Source organism: Candidatus Binataceae bacterium (genome assembly GCA_035500095.1).
Lineage (GTDB): Bacteria > Desulfobacterota > Binatia > Binatales > Binataceae > JAKAVN01.
The window spans coordinates 1-18117 of the sequence record DATJXN010000053.1 but is presented as its reverse complement, the minus strand read 5'-3'; the positions used below and the strand labels follow the sequence as shown (position 1 = coordinate 18117).

Sequence of the window (18117 nt, the reverse complement as noted above, 5' to 3'; positions counted from 1 at the left end):
CTCAGCGAATCTTGCCGATCAGCGAATCTTGTCGGTGAAGCGGGGAAAGACCTTTGTCGTCAGGAGCTCGAACGACCGCATCATCGCCTTCTGCGGAATCAGTTCGTTGTACATGAAGGCCCAGAAGTATTCCGCGGGCAGGACCTTGAACAGCGCTTCGAGCTTGCGCGACACGGTGTCCGGGCTGCCGCAGATAGTCAGTCCGCGGTCGACCATCGATTCGAACGTATTCGGAATGTCCTTGTAGTTTTCTCCCGGACGCCCCAGCGCGGCGTTGAAGCCGAACGGTTCGAAGAACGTGGTCCAGATGAAGCATCCGCCCTCGCGCGCGAGCGCGTAGGCCTCCTCGTCGGTGTCGGCGACCACCATCTCGCGCGCAAGCCCGATTCCCTGTCCGAAGTTGAGCTTCTTGCCGACCGCGGCGGCACCGTCCTGACAGGCCTTGAACTGCCCGGTGCATATGTCGGTGTCGCATACGATCGTGATCGGGACGACGTTGTTCTTCGCCGCCCACTTGACCGAAGACTCCGAGAAGCTGAACGGCTGAAAGAGCGGCGGATGCGGCTTCTGATAGGGCTCCGGCACCGTGCCGATCTCCTTGATGAAACCCTTTTCGTCCACGCCGCGGCCGTACCTGCGGGTGACTTCGTGCGCGGGCCAGAAAACGTTGGGCGGCGGAATCTGCCAGTCCTTGCCATGATGGCTGAAGGTCGGCTTGGTCCACGCCTTCATGATGATCTCGAAGTGCTCCTCGTAGAGCTCCTTCTTGCGCTTCTCGTACTCCTCGGGATTGGTGTAGCTCTCGGTCAGGCCGGGATAGTGCTGGCCGAGCGTATTGACCCATCGCGGCTGATAACCGCGCGCGAAGCCGACGAAGGCCCGCCCCTTGGTCATCTGATCCAGCATCGCGGTGTCTTCGGCGATGCGGATCGGATGATGGCACGGCAACACCAGTCCCAGCTGTCCCACCCGGATTCGCTTGGTCTGCAAGCCCAGGAACAGGTCGATCATGATCGGATTGGTGGAGACTTCCTCGCCCTCGACGTGAAAATGATGCTCCGTCGTCGCGACGCCGTAATAGCCGTGGTCGTCGAGATACTTCGCCTGCTCGACGAGATTGGTCAGCATCCGCTGGTAAAGATCCGTACGCCGGCCCGCCATCCCGGCGCTCATCTCGGCCTTGTTGCCGATGCTCGGCAGGTAGAATACTCCGACTTCCATTTAGTCACCTCGTAAGAGATAGGGTCCCCGCCCTCGCTGGTGCGACTCTATCCCAAAACGCCCGCCGCCGAAAAGCCGGGCTGGCCTCGCGACCGCAACTGGTTGTATCGTCTCGCTGAGCGCCACGCCGCCACACTCCCGGGCGCCGCGGCGACGGAGGATTTCATGTCGATACGGCTTCGCCAGATCTGCCTGGTGGCGGAAAAACTCGCGCCCGTGACCGAGGACTTCAAGGCCATCTTCGCGATCGACGTCTGCTTTGTGGACCCCGCGGTCGCGGTCTTCGGACTGGAGAATTCGCTGATGCCGATCGGCGGCAACTTCCTTGAAGTCGTCGCACCGATCAAGGGGAACACCGCCGCAGGACGCTACCTGAAGCGCCGGGGCGGCGACGGCGGCTACATGGTGATCTGCCAGTGCGACTCGCACGAGACCCAGCTTGCGCGCAAGGCGCGCGCCGGCGCGCTCAACGTGCGCATCGCGTGGGAGCACGAGGGCAAATCGTTTCACGGCATGCAACTCCATCCGGCCGACACCGGCGGGGCATTTTTCGAAATCGACTGGGACGCGAAGGGCGAGCCGGAGGGCCATTGGACCCCCGCGGGCGGCGGCGAATGGGTCAGCCGGATGCATACCGACGTGGTCAAGTACTACGATGCGGTCGAGATGCAGTCGGCCGATCCGCGCGCGCTGGCCGAGCGCTGGAGCAGCATCGCGGAACTTCCGCTGCGCAAGGATGCGCTGGGACGCCTCGAGATGCCGCTTGAAAACGCCAGCGTGCGGTTCGTCGAAGCGACCGACGGCCGCGGCGACGGTCTCGGCGGCGTCGATATCGTGGTTCGGGACCGCGCGCGACTAATGGCGGCGGCCGCGGCGCGCAAACGCAAGGTCAGCGAGGACCAGGTGCTGATCTGCGGCGTGCGCTTCAACGTGCGCTGACTTCAACGTGCGCTGACTTCGCGATTCATCCGCCGCACGGAGTGGCGCGCGAAATCGGAGCCGTCAGGGAAACGCCATGGCAAGCCTGCGTGAAATGGTAAGCGGCCCTTCGCTCGTCGAGGCGCCGGTCGTCTTCAATCCACTCTGCGCAAAGCTCGCCGAGGCCGCGGGCTTCCGCGCGCTTTACCTGGGCGGCGGCGGTTTCGGCTATATCCAGTGCGTCACCGAGGCCAACCTGACGCTGACCGAAATGGTGCGGATCGGGATCGACATCCGCACCGTCTCCCGGCTGCCGCTCATCCTTGACGGCGCGTGCGGATGGGGCGATCCGATGCATCTGCACCGCACGATCAACATGGTCGAGGCGGCGGGCTTTGCGGGAATCGAGATCGAAGATCAGCTGATGCCCAAGCGCGCGCACCATCATATCGGCATCGAGCACATGATCGACCCGGGCCTGATGTGCGCGAAAATCCGCGAGGCCGTCAAAGCGCGCCGCGGCCCCGACTTCGTGATCATCGGGCGCACCAACGCGCTCCGCTCGAGCACGATGGACGACGCGCTCGGCCGCGCCGAGGCCTACCGCGCCGCGGGCGCCGACGTGCTTCTGGTGATGGCGCAAAAGGCCGAGCACTTCCGCCATCTCGGCGAACGCCTCGCGCCGCCGCTGATGACGCTGACCAGCGACGGGCAGTTGCGAAAAATGGGGCTGACCAAGGCCGACCTCGAGGCGCTCGGCTTCCGGTTGCTGGTCGACGCGATGACCCCGGTCCTGCTGTTTCATCAGACGATGAAACAGTGCTATCAGGCGATCGCGAACGGCGATTCCGCCGGCCTCCTTGCGCCGCAGGGGCTCGGCCACGCGCAAAACGAGCTCCATCGGACCATCGGCCTCGACGTGATGCTCGGGGTCGAGCGCGAGACCGTGGAGAAGTAGAAAGACGGCGAGGCCCGATTCCAGACGGGGTTTAGCGGCCCGGCCACTTCGGATTGTTTATCGCAAGCGCGTCGGCCAGCGCCTGGCGTATATGGGCGCGCAAATCCGGGGCGTTCAAATCGATCGCGCCGCGGCGAATCAAATCGCATAGCTCCGCGCTAAGCCGTTCGACCTCGCCGTCGTGGCCGACCAGCGCGCCCAGCCGCGCGCGCTCTGCCGCCGCCTGAGCGCCGCGCAATTCCAGCTCTCGCCGCACGATATTCAGCACGTTCGCCGTCACGCGGGTCTGAAAGCGATGGTACCCGGTCAACGTCGGCAGCAATTCCTCTTCGAGATATTTCACCGCCGCGGTCAGGAGAACTGGAGCGCTCGGCATGCTCTGCGGCATCGCGTTACCCTCTCGGATTTTGACAACAGAGATTGACTATTCGCGACTCTCGATCAGTTCGAAGAAATCCCACAGCGGCTCTTCGATTCGGCGGCCGATCGCCGAGCGTTCGATACCCACTTCCTCGATTCCGCGCGTCCCCAGCATCAGGCAATCCACCGCCCATTTGATGTTGCCGAACGCCTCCCAGAACCTGACATGCGCGGGATCGACCGGATAGCCGCTCGCTTTCTCATACGCGGCGAAGAGGTCGGCGCGCGAGCCGAACCCGCCGACCGGTCCGGCGCCGCCGAAGCGCCAGGTCCTGATGCAGAGCCATCCGAGGTCCTGCATCGGATCGCCGATCTGCCCGAGTTCCCAGTCCAACACGCAGCGGATGCCGTCTTCGCCGACGATCAGGTTGCCGGTGCGGAAATCGCCGTGCAGAACGGCGAGCCGCCGATCGCGCGGCGCGTTCTCCGCGGCCCATCTAAGCGCCAGTTCGAGCGCGGGCAGTTTGAAGTTGTAGCTGTCGACGATCCGGCGATGCGCCGCGACGTGTTCGGCAGGGTCCTGGCGCATCAGGAACGGCGCGTCGGCCGGGTCGATGCGATGGATCGCGGCGAGAATCTCGCCGCACTGCCCAGCCATCACGCCCCGCGCCGCCGCGAACCGCTCGTCGCGCACGATTCGCGGCCCCAGGGTTTCGCCCGCGACGCGTTCCGTGATGTAGCCCTCGCCGAGGCCGTCGGCCGCCTCCAGGATCGCGATGACCCGCGGCGCCGGAGCGCCGGCGCGCGCCGCCGCGATCATCACCCGCGCCTGCTCGGCGGGCGTTATCTGCGGCACGATGCCGGTGACGCGATCGAAATTCTGCGTGCCCAGCTGAAGGATGCACGGGCGGCGCGGCTCGCTCTGCTTGGCCCCGCCCGCGTCGAACGCCATCGTCGTCCGATTTGCGCCGCCGGTCAGCCGCTGAAGATCGTACACCTTCGCCGGCTTGCCGGTGTGGCGTGCGAGTGCCGTTTCGAGCCGGTTCAAAAACACGTCGTCGCTCATCGATACGTCCGCGCGGCCGATGCCCTATTCGCTCGCCTTGCCGCGGCTGCCGAAACCGAACATCACCTGCGCAACGCGCCGCATCTGGATCTCCTCCGCGCCTTCGGTAATCCGGTAGCGGCGATGATGGCGGTAGATGTGCTCGAACGGCTTGTGGCGCGAATAGCCGATACCGCCGTGCACCTGCATAGCGCGATCGGCCGCCTCGCAGACCAGCCGGTTCGCGCGATAGTTGCACATCGCCACCTTGTCCGACAGCTTCTCCGCGACGTCGGGCTTCGACATCTGATCCATCTCCCACGCGGTCTTATAGATCAGTGCGCGCAGCATCGCGGCCTCGGTCTGATGCTCGACGAGCGGCCACTGGATCGCCTGGTTGGTCGCGAGCGGCTTGCCGAAAGGCTTACGCTCCTTGGCGTACTTGACGCTTTCGTTGATGCAATATTGCGCCGCGCCCAACGACGACGCCGCCTGCCGGATGCGGTTCTCGTGCACGAAATGCTGCGCGACCTCGAGCCCGTTTTCCGGGTCGCCGAGCGTCGCGTCGCTCGGAACATAGACGTCGGTGAGCGAGATGCGCGGATGGTCGGTCGGCATGTTGAAGGTCCAGAGATATTCTTCAATTTTGAAGCCTTCGCTCTTGACCGGCACGATGAAGCAGGTGATGCCCTTCGCGCCGCCGTCGCGTCCGCTGGTCCGCGCGAATACGAAGTCGTGGGTCGCGACGTGCAGCCCCGTGTTCCAGATCTTCGCGCCGTTGATGCGCCAGCCGTCGCCGTCGCGCACCGCGCGCGTCTCCATCCAGGTCGCATCGGAGCCGTGATTCGGCTCGGTCAACCCGAACGCGACGCTTAGCGAGCCGTCGAGGATTCCGGGAATGAACGTGTCCTTCTGCTCCCTGGTGCCGAAATCGCGGAACATCAGGACCGTCGGCAGGTTGCCGACGATCGAGCTTTCGTTCTGAAGATCGTTGTGCAGCCCGAGCCCCTTGGCCGCCAGGTGCTCGCGGATAATCGCCATCGCCAGGTTCGAGCCGTCCTTGCCGCCGTACTCCCTGGGCAGCGCGAAGCGGTAATGCCCCGCGCGATCGGCGCGCCGGCGCATCTCGCCCAGCAGCGCCTCCCATTCATGGCGCGGCAGGCCGCCGCGCTCGAAGTCGGTGCGCGCCCATTCGCGGCGATGGTCGAAGAAGCGGATGTTGTCGTTTTCGCGCTCGAGCGGTTTGATCTCGCGCTCGATAAATTCGTCGAGCTCGTCGAGGTATGCGGCGATTTCTGCCGGTATTTTGAAATCCAAGGGCGGTGCTCCTTCGGCTGTATTCCCCGGGCTCGTCCGATCGCGGCCAGCCAGATCCGGCTGGCGGGACATCCGATCCTCGCTTGGTTCAGGCTCGATCATCGCTTAGTTTAAGGTAAAGATCACGCAAACCAGCCGCTCGAATAAATGCCGCCGCCGCGGCGCATAGTTCATCTGCAGATCAAATGGCTCGCGAACCCGACCCCGGCAAACACAAACATCGCGTCTCCCTGGTCAGCGGCGGCAACCGCGGGATCGGATTCGAGGTCGTCCGCCAGCTTGCCGCGCTCGGCCACACCGTGATTCTCGGTTCGCGGGACCTCGCCAAGGGCGAGGCCGCGGCGCGCGCGATCGGCGACGGCGTTCCGGAACGCGTGATCGCCGCGCGTCTGGACGTGACGGATCTGGCGGGCGTCGAGGATGCCGTCAAAGAGATCGATCGGCGCTTCGGCGCGCTCGACGTCCTGATCAACAACGCCGCCATCCACTACGACACCTGGCAAACCGCCGTCGCCGCCGACGTCGAAGGCGTCGTGCGCGACGCGTTCGAGACCAACCTGCTTGGCGCATGGCGGATGATTCGCGCCTGCGTGCCGCTGATGCGGCGAAACCGGTATGGGCGAATCGTCAACGTGTCGAGCGGGGCCGGCGCGATCTCCTCGATGGGCGCCGGTACGCCGGCGTACTCGACGAGCAAGGCGGCGCTCAACGCGCTGACGATAATCGTCGCCGACGAACTCCGCGATAGTGGAATCCTGGTCAATGCAGTGTGTCCGGGATGGGTCGCGACCGAGATGGGCGGAGCGGGCGGGCGGCCGGTCGCCGAGGGCGCCGCCGGTATCGTATGGGCGGCCACCCTGCCCGACCGCGGGCCGACCGGCGGCTTCTTCCGCGACCGCAAGCCGATTAGCTGGTGAACGCGGCGGCAGCAGACCTGGTCCGAGGGCGCCGCAGCAAGCGAGTCAACACGTTTTTTTAGTGGCTTTTCCGGATGAAATGGACATAAGATGCGGCCAGCCGTGACCGTGCCCGTTGGAGGTAACCCGCGATGAAATTCATGTACTTTTTTCTCCCCAGCATTCCGGGAACGCTCGAAGAGCGGCGCTCGCTGCGCCCGATCGCGAGCCGCACCGAGCGCTGGCAGCGCATGATCGAAGAAGTGGTCGAGATCGCGCAGTTGGCGGAGGAAGTTGGTTTCGACGCGGTCTGCTTTCCCGAGCATCATCTGCACAGCGAAGGCCTCGAGATGGGCAGCCTGCCGGTGCTGACCCAGCACGTGATCCACAACACCAAGCGGATCAAGGTCGGCCCGATCGGCTACGTGCTGCCGGGATGGAATCCGCTTCGGCTCGCGCTCGAAATCGCGTGGCTGGACCAGTTGACCAAGGGCCGGACCTTCGTCGGCTTCGCGCGCGGCTACCAGGCCCGCTGGCTCAACCAGATGGCGCAGAAGATCCACGTCACCGCGACCACCAGCGACAAGAGCGAAACCGACCGCGTCAATCGCGAGGCCTTCGAGGAGGTCTTCCGCTTCCTGAAGCTCGCGTGGGGCGACGAACCGTTCCGCTTCAAGGGCAAGTACTACGAATATCCCTCCCCGCAGGAAGGGATTCAGTGGCCGCCGCACAAATGGACGCGCGAGTACGGCTTTCCCGGCGAGGTCGATGAGGAGGGGCGCATCCAGAAGATCAACGTGGTGCCGAAGCCGTATCAGCGGCCGCATCCGCCGCTCTTCCAGGCCTTCTCGATCAGCGAGGAGACCGTGCGCTGGTGCGCGCGCGAGGGAATCACGCCGACCATCCTGATTTCGCAGCCGCCGCTTTTGCGCAAGCTGGTCGAGGCGTACCAGGAAGATGGGCGCAAGGCCGGCCGCCAGTTGAAGCTCGGAGAGAGCGTCGGCGTGCTGCGCGCCGTGTATCTCGCGGAGAATCACGCGCAGGCGGAGAAATTGGCCGAGGATGGAGTGATCGGCACCGCGTTCCGCGAATTCTTCTACCATTTCGGCTTCTTCGAAGCCTGGCGCGAGGCCGGGGACGACGCTAAGTACGGCAAGAAGATGCTGCCGCCGGAAGAGGCGACGATCGCGCGGATGGAACGAGCGGACTTTGCCTATCTGGGCACCGTCGCTGACGTGCGGCGCAGGATGGACGAGCTGGTCGAGAACGCGCATCCGGAATGGTTCGTCTGGCAGGGCGACCAGGGATTGCTGCCGCTCGCGGAGGCGCGGAGACAGGTCGAGATCTTCGGCAAGGAACTGCTCCCGCGTTACAAGTAGAGCGTCAACGCTCCCTCTCAATCCCTCCCCCGGGACTGGGGGAGGGAGTGAAGAATCCGACAAGCTGGTTCGCGCGTACTCCGGTTCCCGCGCGTCGCAGCGTGTAAGCCTACAAGTGCAGCACGCGCTCGGCGTTAAGATGACAGATCTTTTCCTTGTCCTGCTCGCTGATTTGCAGATGACTCAGCCAATCGGTCGCGGTGCGATTCGACTCATAGGGCCAGTCAACCGAGAACATGATGTTATCCGCGCCAAGCGCCATCAGCGTGCACAAAAACGCGGGCGCGAAAAAGTTGCCGCTCGTCGTGACCATCAGGTTCTGCGTCAGATATTCGGCCGGCGTCCGCTTCAAGCCGCGGCGCCTCGCGGCGAATTGAGTATGGTCGTTCAGACGATGAATCCAGAACGGCAGGCCTTCGCCTAGATGACCGAGGATCATTTTTAGATTCGGACACGCGTCGAACAGCCCGGCGAATACCAGTCTCAGGAAATGCGTGCACGTTTCCATCGCAAAGCCCCAGGCCGGCGTCGCGAGCTCTTCGAAACCCTTGAAATAGGTCTTGAACACGTCCGGATGCGGAATCGTCGGATGCAGGTAAATCGGCACGTTCAACGCCTGCGCGCATTCGAAGATTGCCCAGTACTTGCGATTGTCGAGATACTCGCCGTGGACGTGACCGTTGACCATCGCGCCCTTGAAGCCGAGCCTGGTAACCGCGCGCTCCAGCTCTCTGGCGGCAGCGGCGGGGATCGCGGTGGGTATCGAAGCAAATCCGGCGAGGCGATCCGGATGCTTGCGGACCGCTTCGGACAACCGGTCGTTGGCGTCGGTCGCCATCGCGATCGCGGTGTCGCCGTCGAAGTATTCGCATCCGGGCATCGTCAGCGACACGACCTGCATGTCGATTCCCGCCGCATCCATCGCCGCAATCCGCGTCTCGCCGAGGTTCGAGAGCTCGGCCGCGATGTCGTATCCGAGATAGCCACTGCGATCGGCCAGAAAATTGTATCCGGGCACGTTCCCGCTCGGAAACTTCTGCTGGAACATCGGCGTAGCAAAATGATCTTCGAGCGTGATTATCCTCACAGCCGATCCTCCCTCAGCAAAGCGCAGCAGAGTTTTCAGCTACCTATAGCCTTAGTTCTGATTTCGTAGCCCTGATTTCCCGATGATTCAACACAAAGAGAACGGGCAGGGAATAAAAAGAGCCGTGGCTAGCGCAGATGCGGCAGCACTTCTTCGCCGAAAAGCTGCAGACATTGCATCGTCTCGGCGCGGCGCGGGCCGAGCGGCACGCGGCTGCGGATGATCAGATAGTCGGCGCCGAGCGCGTCGCACCAGTAGCGCGCGCGTTCGACGCAGGTCGCCGGATCGCCCAGCACCAGGAACTTGCGCAACTTCGCCACGGTGAAATCCGCTTCGCTGCGAAACTCGGGATTCGGCGTCAGCAGACCGTAGCGGTAGTAGTAGAGCATGTCCTGGACCCACAGCTCGCCGAAGGTGCGCTCGGCCTCTTCCTGCGTCCGCGCGACCCATCCGTCGCGCATCAGGACGACCATCGCGCGCCGGCCGCTCTTCGCCGCCTCCTCGCGGTAGAGATCGGCCTGGGCGCGCAGCGTCTCGTATGAATCCCAGAAGGGCAAAATCGCCCACGCGTCTCCAAGCCGCCCGGCGCGCTTGATCGCTTCGGGATAGGCGGCGCCGATCCAGAGCGGCGGTCCGCCCGGCTGGTAGGGCTTGGGCGAGAGCAGGACGTCGTCGAAATGATAGCGCTTGCCGTGAAACGAATATTTTCCCGTGCTCGACCACGCGCCGCGGAGAATTTCGATCGATTCCTCGAAACGCGAGAAGCGCTGCTTGTGCGGCTCGCCGAACAGATTGAAGTAATCCGGATGATAGCCCATCCCGATCCCCAGTCTGACCCGCCCGCGCGACAGGTTATCGACCATGGCGACGTCTTCGGCAAGATGCATCGGGTTGTACAGCGGCGGCTGCAGGACCATCGTGCCCAAATCGACCTTGCGCGTGCGCGCGGCCAGCGCCGCCATGATGATCAGCGGCGGTGGAAACACGCACTCGGTGCGGGCGTGGCGCTCCGGAAAAAAGACGCCGTCGAAGCCGCTGCGCTCGGCCTGTTCGCCCTCCTCCAGCAGCTGGTCGGCGAAGGCGGCGACCGTCTCGCGCGACGGAACCGGCTGGTCGTAGACGCCGCTATGCGTGTCGGGCATATATCCGATCTTCATGAATGCCTCCTGCGAACAAGTCCGCTACTACCAGATTCCGGGAACCCAACGGTAGCGCACTCTCTCCGCGTAAGCCGAATATCCCTTTAGATTGTCCTTCAGAAACCGATCCTCGGCCACGGTGCGATTGAGCAGCATGGGCACGCACAGCGCGGCCGGAATCATCGCAAGCCACGAACCCAGCGCCACTGCGCTCGACAGACAGAAAAGCAGTCCTGCGATGTACCCCGGATGCCTGACCCATCGATAGGGGCCGCCGGTCACCAGCTGATGGCCGCGATCCTTCTGCAGCCGGATGATCGAGGAGAAAAACCGGTTGGTGCTCATCGCCCAGGTGATCAGCGCGAGCGCGAACGCGAAGATCGCGAGGCCAATCACCCGGAGAAAGGGCGCCACCGTATCGGACCAGTGGAAACGGCCGACGTCGAGTCCGGCGATACACCAGTGCGCAAACGGCGGCAGCAGCAATGCGTAATAACGAAGTTGGAGCGGCTGGCCGCCGGGCCTGATGCGCTCCTGGAAGAGGTCCGGCTCAATCGTCAGCGCCGCCGCAGTGAAAAGCGCGGCGCACACGATTAGATACGCCCAGAAGAACCGGATATCCAGCCTGCCGGCGCATCCGAACAGCGTAAGCCCGATCAGCGCGCAGAAGCCGAGCGACTGAGCGATCAGGAACGGCCGGGTTGAGTAAAACGCGCTCCTCGCAGGCATGCCGCGCTGCGTCCTGCGGGAATCAACGACCCCGTCTAGCGGCCGCCGCCGGCAGCCACCGCCTGGGCCTTTTGATGGTCCGCACGCGTGCGCCGGGTCGCCTCGGCGTCGATCGCCTTCGACTTTGGATCGATGACCACGCCGTAGGTCGCGCGCGCCTGCGCCGGCGTCACGTAGCCGTCGAGAAAGTCTTCCAGCACTCGCGCCGGCTCGCGCGTCATCGGATCACCCCATCCGCCGCCGCCAGTGGTAAGGACTTCGAACCGATCGCCGGGCTCGAGGCGTTTGCCGCGCAGCGGATTGTGCCACATGCCGTCGGGGGCGATGCCGCCGAAGACGTCGAGCTTACCGTCCGTGGCGACGCGCGAAACGCGCTGCGCCACGCTGTCACCGCCGCCGGCCACGCCGGGAGTGCCCGTGCGCGTGCGCGAGGTTTCGATCGACACCTCCGCGGCGCCGAGCATCGTGATCGCCATGCGCGAACCGAGCCCGCCGCGATTACGGCCGGCGCCGGCGGAGTCGGCGCGCAGGTCGAAGGCCTCGTAGCGAATCGGGAAGAGCAGTTCGGCGACCTCGGCCGACAAATTGGCGCAGTTGCCCAGCGGATCCTGGGTGACGCTCATGCCGTCGTGGTGCGGCGTGCCGCCCCATCCCCCCGCCGGCAGGTCGGAGAAGACGAAGTTCTCGCCACTGTTCGGATCTTTCACCGAGCAGACGAACCAGTTGCATTCGGCGAAGGTGGGCGCGACGGCGCGCTCGGGAATCGCGTCGGAAAGCGCTTTCCAGATAGCCGCCGTGATCTTCGACGAGGTCAGCGTGGTGCAGCCGATCGTCGGCGACGGCCATTTGGCGTTGAGCCAACAATCCCCGGGCAGCCGAATTTCGATCGGACGGAAGCTGCCCGCGTTGGCCGGCGCGTCGGAGGACAGGAAAAACTTGAGCGAGTAGTAAACCGCCGAATAGGTATTGGCCATCGGCGAATTGATTCCGCCGGCCACCGGACGATCGCTGCCCTCGAAATCCACCACGATGCGGTCGTCCTCGACCTTGAGCGTGACCTCGACGCGCACCGGCTCGTCGGAGATGCCGTCGGTGTCGGCGTAGTCAACCGCGTGATAGGTGCCGTTGGGAATCTCGCGAATCGCGTTGCGCGTGAGGCGCTCGGTATAGTCGAGCACTTCCCGCATCCCCTGGCGCACGGTTTCGATCCCGTAGCGCCGCGCGATGCGCTGCAGTTCAGCCTCGGCCACGCGCAGCGCCGCCAGATGGGCCTGCAGGTCGCCCTTGATGTACTGCGGAGTGCGCGTATTGGCGACGATGATCCGCAAGAGGTCGTCGTTGACGCGGTAATTCTCGTACATCCGAAGGGGCGGCAGCCGCAGGCCCTCGCCGGCGATATGCGTGCCGAAGGCCTGGCCGCCGGCCGCACCGCCGCCGACGTCGGTCCAGTGGCCGCGCGAAACCGCGAAGCCCAGGATGTCGCCCTCGAAGAAGACCGGCATCGTAAACGTCATGTCGTTCAGATGCGTGCCGCCGTCGTAAGGGTCGTTGAGCACGAAGATGTCGCCCCGGCGCAGGCTCTCGAAGCCGAAGTGCTTGACCGAGGCCTGCGCCGAAAAGTGCATCGCCGCGATATGGACCGGGCAGTTCGCGGTCTGGCCGAGCAGCTCGAGCTTCTCGTTGTAGATGGCGTTGGAGAAGTCGACCATGTCGTAGATGATCGGCGAGAAGGCGGCCTTCTGCAGCACCGTGCTCATCCTGCCGCAGACGTATTCGAAGGAGCTGCGCAGGACTTCGAAAGTTACCGGGTCAAGCCGCTTGCCATTTTCGCTCGAAGTGTTCATCGGCACTCCCTTACACGGTTATGGACAGATTGCCCTCAGCATCAACCATCGCCGAACTTGCCGGCGCGAGCGCGGTGCACGAATGCTCGTGCTCGACAATCGCGGGCCCCTCGATCCTGCGGCCTGGACGCAGCGCCGCGGCGTCGTAAAGCGCGGTCCGGATCGCCTTGCCGTCGAAGATCACGTCGCGCTCGCCCTTGATCACGTTTGCAGTATCGCCTTTCCGGGCGCTTGCGGGAACAGCCTGCGAATCGCGGCTTCCATGCCCCGCGACCACGCCAAGGGCGGTCACGCCAAGGCTCACGAAGGCCGGCTCGAACTCCTCCGAGGCGACGCCGTATTCGCGCAGATGCGACTTGTGAAAATTGGCCCGCACCTCGTCCAGCGTCGCGCCGACGCGATCCGGGATCGGCGTCAGGACCTCGTAGCTCTGGCCGACGTAGCGCATCTGCGCCGTGCGCTTGAGCCGCACCGCGGCGAGCGCGATCCCCTCGCGCGAGAGCAACGCTCGGCCTTCCTCCTCGAGCGCGCGATAGCGCCGCTCGAGATCCTCGGGGCTGGTCTCCGCGAGCGGCGAGTAGAAAAACCGCTCGAGGTCGTAGCGCAAATCCATCCGCGTCGCGCCGTAGGCCGAGGCGACGCCGGCGTACGCGGGAACGATCACGGTGGGGATTCCGAGCGAGCGGGCGATCCAGCACGCGTGCATCGCACCCGCGCCGCCGGAGCTCGCAAGGGCGAAGTCCCGCGGGTCGCGGCCGCGCTCGGCCAGCGCGAGGCGAATCGCCTGCGCCATGTTCTCGGTGCAGATCGACACGATACCCTCGGCGGCCGCGATCGGCTCGAGCCCGACGCGCCGGCCGATCTCGGCTACCGCGCGATGCGCCGCGTCGCGGTCGAGAACCATCTTGCCGCCGAGCGTCGGCTCGAGCCGCCCAAGCAGCAGATTGGCGTCGGTGACGGTCGCGTCCTTGGCGCCTTTGCCGTAGCAGGCCGGGCCGGGGTCGGAACCGGCGCTGCGCGGTCCGACGCGCAGCGAGCCGCCCTCGTCGATCCAGGCGATCGAGCCGCCGCCGGCGCCGATGCTCCTGATGTCGAGCATCGGCGTGATGATCGGCATCTCCCAGCGCAGCTCGTACGAGTTGGTGACCAGGCCTTCGCCGTCCTCGACCACTGCGACATCGAACGAAGTGCCGCCCATGTCGGTGTGGATGACCTGCGCGGCCTCGCGCATCGAGCGCGAAAGCGCGCTCGCGTAGGCCACGCCGCCGGCCGGCCCCGATTCGATGAGCTCTTCGGGCCGTTCGATCGCGGAGGCGACGCCCATCACGCCGCCGTTGGACTTGATTATCAGCAGCGAGCCCTTGAAGCCCCAGCGCGTGAGTTCCTGTTCGAGGTCCTGCAGGTAACCAGCCATCACCGGCAGCAGCACCGCCCGCACGACGGTGGTCATGAAGCGGCCAAGCTCGCGGAACTGCGGACGGGTCTCGCTGGAAATCGCGACGCGCACGTTCGGCGCGGCTTCGTGAATCAGTTCGCGCACGCGCCGTTCGTGGCGGCCGTCGACGTAGGCGTTGATGAAGCAGACGGCGATGGTCTCGGCGCCCTGCCCCAGCGCCTCGGCGATCACCTCGCGCGCCACTTTTTCGTCGAACGGCCGCACGATCTCGCCCTGTGCCGACATCCGCTCGTTTAGCGTAAAGCGCATGCGCCGCGGTATAAGCGGCCGCTCCTTCACCTGGTACGGATCGTAAAGGCGCTCGCGGCGCTGGCGCCCAATCTCGATCGTGTCGCGAAAGCCCTCGGTGGTGATCATCGCCGCGGGCGGAAACGTGCGCTCGATGAGCGCGTTGGTCGCGGTGGTGCTGCCGTGCACTATTTCCGCGACCAGAGCCGGCTTGATCCCGGTCTGCCTGAGGGCGCCGAGCACGCTTTCGACCAGCCGATGCTTGGTGCCGAGAACCTTGGCCGTGCGAGTTTCGCTGGTCTCTTCGTTAACGGCGAAGAGATCGGTGAAGGTCCCGCCAACGTCTATGCCTATTCGCCAGGACATCGCTCGCCGATGCTAGCTGGCGGCGCAGACGATTTCAAAGCAAACGCCGCTCAGGCCGGAGCCAGCGGAGCGACGGTTACCTCGACGCCGTGTACGCTGGTGCTCTCGCCCATGTCCGCCTTGCGTCCCGGGTTGAGCACGTTGACGTTTCGGTGCCCGGCCTCCCGTTTGGGCCACCGGCCCTTGTGCGAAAGCGCGACCCCGCGCGGAACGGTCTCGGTCAGCGTGACGCGCATCACGAGGCGGCCGGCCTCATTCGCGACCAGCGCCTGGTCGCCCTCCTTGAGCCCGCGCCCGGCGGCGTCGGCGGGATGGATCGCGATCGTCGCGAGGCCAGTATGAGCCGCGATTTTGGCCACGTTGGAAAAACTGTCGTTGAGCGCCCATTGCGAGGACGGCGAGAGCAGCCGCAGACGCCCCGCGGCCGGCCGCGGATCGACGAGTGGCTGCGGGAGGCGCGGATGGCCATCGGCGGCGGCGCTTTCCGAAACAATCTCGATCTTTCCGCTGGGCGTGGGGAATTTGAGATCGCGAAACTGGATTACCGGCTCGGCGGGAAGATGCATTGGCGCGCGGGCGGCGAACGAGCGGAAGTCGCCCTCGATATTCGCGCGCTTGAGCAGCGTCGCGATAATCTCCGCGTCGCTCTCGTCCAGCTCGGGCTCGGTGAAATCCATCGCGCGCGCGAGCCGGCGAAAGATTTCCGAATTGGGCAGCGCCTCGCCCATCGGCTGCGCCGCCTTGACCTGCGCCGAGAGCGTCAGATGAAAGTAGCTCGCCACCAGGTCGTCGAATTCAAGGAAGCTCGCCGCGGGCAGCACGAAGTCGGCAAAGTCGGTGGTGTCGGTCGGGAACAGGTCGAGCACGACGGTCATCAGGTCTTCGCGCGCGAGCGCCATGCGCAGCCGCTCCTGCTGTGGATTGGACGCGGCGATATTGATGTTCCAGCAGATAAGCGCCTGCGCCCGCGCCGGATCCTCGAGACGCTCGGCCAGGTCCATCTGGCTTACCGGCGGGACGGCGCTCTTTGCGAGATGCGGCGCGGTCAGATAATCGCCGTCGATTCCGCGCTGCGCCATGTCGAAGTTCAGATAGACGAAGCCGGCGCCGGGCTTGCCGAGATTTCCCGTGACCGCCGGAAGAATCGAGCACGTGCGCATCACGTTGCCGCCGTGCGGCTGACGCTGGAGCGCCTGACCCATCCAGAGCAGCGAGGGCCCCCGGCCATAGAGGCGCGCGACTTCCTCGATTAGACGCGCGGGCACGCCGGTCTGGGCCTCGCCCCATGCGGGAGTGCACGGCGCGAGCATCGGTTCGAGCTCGTCCCAGCCGACCGTGTAGCGCGCGACGAAGTCGCGATCGACGAGCCGCTCGCGCGCGATCACGTGGAGCATCGCAAACGCGAGCGCCGCGTCACTGCCCGGGAAGGGCTGCAAATGGACGTCGGCGGCCGCGGCCGTCGGCGTGCGCACCGGATCGATCACCACGACCTTGCCCGGCAGCTTCTCGAGCCAGTGCTCCTGCACGTGCGGACCCGAGGCTGAAGGATTGGCGCCCCATACGAGGATGCACGCGGCGGCGTCGCCGGTGCGCGGATCGAAGCCGCTCACCGATGTGCCGTACACGTAGTGCAAGGCGACGTGGCCCGCCATGTTGCAAATCGTGTCGGGACTGACCTCGGTCGCGCCGAGCCGGTTGAAGAAGCGCGTGGGGAAAAGATATCCGATTAGCGAGATGGTGCCGCTGTAGTGCGTATTGAGGATCGCTTGCGGCCCGGCACTCGCGGAGATTTTCTTCAGCCGGTCGGCGATCGCCGCGATCGCCGCGTCCCACGATACCGGCTCGAAACGTCCCTCGCCCTTGCGCCCGACGCGGCGGAGCGGCCGGGTCAGGCGCGCGTGCGGATCCAGCCATTCATTGTTGTAACCGATCGAACATTTGACGCAGAGCTGGCCCTGGCTGACGAAATGCGCCGGGTCGCCGCGCACCGACTCGATCGCTCCGTTGCGCTTGTGAACCGCGACCCCGCAGGTGTCATAACAGTCGCGCGGGCAGGCAGTGCGGACAATTTCCTCAAGCTCGCTCATCGTGAAAGCTCCTCTCAATCTGAGCGGGTCCGGAACAATCCCAATTATCACAGATGCGGGGAATGTGCAGGCGAAGGATTTGCGTGCGGCCGCCGCTTGCCGGAGCACCACCGGGCCGCGAGAGAAGATCCTGGGCAGCGCGGGAGGACTCGACCATCCGGCGAAGAGCTAATAAGGTTGTATTCGCTTCGATGATTAATCAGGCGATAAAAGACCAGCCGGCCGAGAGCGCCGGGATGCTCGGCAAGTACATGCGCTACCCCTTCGCCGAGGGCAACTACAGTTTCGCGCTCGGCCTGGTTCCGATGGCCGAAGAGACCTGGCTCGACATCGACGAGCACTACGTCGCCGAGATGCGCGAAAAGGCGCGCCGCCTGCGCGAAGAGTACGACAAGGTGTTCTGCGCGCTCCCGGAAAGCTTACCCGGCCAGGCCGAAGTGCTGGAGACGCTGCTCGACCATCTGGCGGCGTGCTATCCGGACTTCTTTCGCATCACCCACGGCGCTTTGGTGCGCGCGGGGAACGTAATTGATCCTGACACCCGTATCGACAATCTCATCAATGGCGAAAGCTGGCGGGTCGGGGACTTCAGCGCCGCGCCGCTCGACCTCGCCGCGCGGCTTATCCAGGAAGACCTTTGCCTGATGAGCCCCGACGGCAAGGGCACCTATCTGCTGAGCGCCGGATCGGTATGCTTTCCACTGCGCTGGGAGCTTACGGAAAAGTTCGGCCTGCCGATGGCCGCGATCCATGGAGCGGTCCCCGGCTACGACGAAAAGCTGGCTGCGCCTTCGGACCGCTACATGGTGGGGCTCAAGGCCTACAAGCCTTCGTGGCGCTCGAACTGGAGTATCGTGGACGCACCGGACCTTTATCTCAAGCAGCGCCGCTTCGCACAGGGACACAACGCCGAGATCACCGCCGAGAACGCCGGGCGCAAGCTGTGGATCAGATCGGAGCGGCAGACTTTGCGGCGGCTGCCCCGCTCGGGCGACGTCCTCTTCACGATCCGCACCTACATCCGGCCGCTCTCGGTGCTCGAAAGCCTGCCGTCGGTAGCGCGCGGCCTCGCTCAGGCGCTCGACAA

The 18117-nt window shown here is 65.0% G+C and carries 15 protein-coding genes; 5 read left to right on the top strand and 10 right to left on the bottom strand.

What is annotated here, in order from left to right; genetic code table 11:
• Window positions 1-18: 18 nt before the first annotated feature.
• Entirely contained in the window at window positions 19-1221 is a 1203-nt protein-coding gene (locus VMI09_06010) for an LLM class flavin-dependent oxidoreductase (GenBank protein HTQ24232.1), read from the bottom strand.
• A 165-nt stretch (window positions 1222-1386) separates the two neighbouring features.
• Here VMI09_06010 and VMI09_06005 point away from each other — a divergent pair, with 165 nt between their 5' ends.
• Together VMI09_06005 and VMI09_06000 are read left to right on the top strand one after the other, a co-directional pair.
• Window positions 1387-2160: a hypothetical protein gene (locus tag VMI09_06005; protein HTQ24231.1), complete on the top strand. Its 774-nt coding sequence runs from the start codon at window positions 1387-1389 to the stop codon at window positions 2158-2160.
• A gap of 76 nt (window positions 2161-2236) precedes the next feature.
• Window positions 2237-3097: an isocitrate lyase/phosphoenolpyruvate mutase family protein gene (locus tag VMI09_06000; protein HTQ24230.1), complete on the top strand. Its 861-nt coding sequence runs from the start codon at window positions 2237-2239 to the stop codon at window positions 3095-3097.
• 31 nt (window positions 3098-3128) lie between these two features.
• Here the strand turns inward: VMI09_06000 and VMI09_05995 are convergent, their stop codons facing one another.
• The 3 genes from VMI09_05995 to VMI09_05985 are packed head-to-tail and all read right to left on the bottom strand — an operon-like array spanning window position 3129 to window position 5819.
• Window positions 3129-3485, bottom strand: a complete 357-nt coding sequence (locus tag VMI09_05995) for a DUF6285 domain-containing protein (GenBank protein HTQ24229.1) — start codon at window positions 3483-3485, stop codon at window positions 3129-3131.
• A 36-nt stretch (window positions 3486-3521) separates the two neighbouring features.
• Window positions 3522-4523 (bottom strand): phosphotransferase family protein, encoded by a 1002-nt coding sequence (locus VMI09_05990; GenBank protein ID HTQ24228.1) that lies wholly within the window; start codon window positions 4521-4523, stop codon window positions 3522-3524.
• A gap of 24 nt (window positions 4524-4547) precedes the next feature.
• Window positions 4548-5819, bottom strand: a complete 1272-nt coding sequence (locus tag VMI09_05985; GenBank protein HTQ24227.1) for an acyl-CoA dehydrogenase family protein — start codon at window positions 5817-5819, stop codon at window positions 4548-4550.
• A 185-nt stretch (window positions 5820-6004) separates the two neighbouring features.
• Here VMI09_05985 and VMI09_05980 point away from each other — a divergent pair, with 185 nt between their 5' ends.
• On the top strand, window positions 6005-6736 hold the full coding sequence (locus tag VMI09_05980; GenBank protein HTQ24226.1) for an SDR family NAD(P)-dependent oxidoreductase: 732 nt from the start codon (window positions 6005-6007) through the stop codon (window positions 6734-6736).
• A 131-nt stretch (window positions 6737-6867) separates the two neighbouring features.
• Complete coding sequence (locus VMI09_05975) at window positions 6868-8094, top strand: LLM class flavin-dependent oxidoreductase (GenBank protein ID HTQ24225.1); 1227 nt, start codon at window positions 6868-6870, stop codon at window positions 8092-8094.
• Between the two features lie 109 nt (window positions 8095-8203).
• Here VMI09_05975 and VMI09_05970 read toward each other — a convergent pair whose 3' ends face one another.
• The 6 genes from VMI09_05970 to VMI09_05945 form a co-directional block, all read right to left on the bottom strand.
• Window positions 8204-9181, bottom strand: coding sequence for an amidohydrolase family protein (locus tag VMI09_05970; GenBank protein HTQ24224.1), 978 nt, complete (start codon window positions 9179-9181; stop codon window positions 8204-8206).
• Window positions 9182-9309: 128 nt separating this feature from the next.
• The gene (locus VMI09_05965; protein ID HTQ24223.1) at window positions 9310-10338 is read right to left on the bottom strand and encodes an LLM class flavin-dependent oxidoreductase; all 1029 of its coding nucleotides are present in this window, start codon (window positions 10336-10338) and stop codon (window positions 9310-9312) included.
• Between the two features lie 27 nt (window positions 10339-10365).
• Window positions 10366-11049, bottom strand: a complete 684-nt coding sequence (locus VMI09_05960) for an isoprenylcysteine carboxylmethyltransferase family protein (GenBank protein HTQ24222.1) — start codon at window positions 11047-11049, stop codon at window positions 10366-10368.
• 35 nt (window positions 11050-11084) lie between these two features.
• Window positions 11085-12893: a hydantoinase B/oxoprolinase family protein gene (locus VMI09_05955; GenBank protein ID HTQ24221.1), complete on the bottom strand. Its 1809-nt coding sequence runs from the start codon at window positions 12891-12893 to the stop codon at window positions 11085-11087.
• A gap of 10 nt (window positions 12894-12903) precedes the next feature.
• Entirely contained in the window at window positions 12904-14943 is a 2040-nt protein-coding gene (locus VMI09_05950; GenBank protein HTQ24220.1) for a hydantoinase/oxoprolinase family protein, read from the bottom strand.
• A 50-nt stretch (window positions 14944-14993) separates the two neighbouring features.
• Window positions 14994-17030, bottom strand: a complete 2037-nt coding sequence (locus VMI09_05945; protein HTQ24219.1) for a molybdopterin-dependent oxidoreductase — start codon at window positions 17028-17030, stop codon at window positions 14994-14996.
• 191 nt (window positions 17031-17221) lie between these two features.
• Between VMI09_05945 and VMI09_05940 the strand changes: the two genes are divergently transcribed.
• Window positions 17222-18117: DUF3445 domain-containing protein (locus VMI09_05940; GenBank protein ID HTQ24218.1), on the top strand; the 896-nt coding region annotated here is incomplete at its 3' end.

What these genes read in the sequence shown, in the direction of transcription:
- VMI09_06010 (HTQ24232.1), bottom strand. Translation starts at nt 1,221, where the DNA reads ATGGAAGTCGGAGTATTCTACCTGCCGAGCATCGGCAACAAGGCCGAG.
- VMI09_06005 (HTQ24231.1), top strand. Translation starts at nt 1,387, where the DNA reads ATGTCGATACGGCTTCGCCAGATCTGCCTGGTGGCGGAAAAACTCGCG.
- VMI09_06000 (HTQ24230.1), top strand. Translation starts at nt 2,237, where the DNA reads ATGGCAAGCCTGCGTGAAATGGTAAGCGGCCCTTCGCTCGTCGAGGCG.
- VMI09_05995 (HTQ24229.1), bottom strand. Translation starts at nt 3,485, where the DNA reads ATGCCGCAGAGCATGCCGAGCGCTCCAGTTCTCCTGACCGCGGCGGTG.
- VMI09_05990 (HTQ24228.1), bottom strand. Translation starts at nt 4,523, where the DNA reads ATGAGCGACGACGTGTTTTTGAACCGGCTCGAAACGGCACTCGCACGC.
- VMI09_05980 (HTQ24226.1), top strand. Translation starts at nt 6,005, where the DNA reads ATGGCTCGCGAACCCGACCCCGGCAAACACAAACATCGCGTCTCCCTG.
- VMI09_05975 (HTQ24225.1), top strand. Translation starts at nt 6,868, where the DNA reads ATGAAATTCATGTACTTTTTTCTCCCCAGCATTCCGGGAACGCTCGAA.
- VMI09_05965 (HTQ24223.1), bottom strand. Translation starts at nt 10,338, where the DNA reads ATGAAGATCGGATATATGCCCGACACGCATAGCGGCGTCTACGACCAG.
- VMI09_05960 (HTQ24222.1), bottom strand. Translation starts at nt 11,049, where the DNA reads ATGCCTGCGAGGAGCGCGTTTTACTCAACCCGGCCGTTCCTGATCGCT.
- VMI09_05955 (HTQ24221.1), bottom strand. Translation starts at nt 12,893, where the DNA reads ATGAACACTTCGAGCGAAAATGGCAAGCGGCTTGACCCGGTAACTTTC.
- VMI09_05950 (HTQ24220.1), bottom strand. Translation starts at nt 14,943, where the DNA reads ATGTCCTGGCGAATAGGCATAGACGTTGGCGGGACCTTCACCGATCTC.
- VMI09_05945 (HTQ24219.1), bottom strand. Translation starts at nt 17,030, where the DNA reads ATGAGCGAGCTTGAGGAAATTGTCCGCACTGCCTGCCCGCGCGACTGT.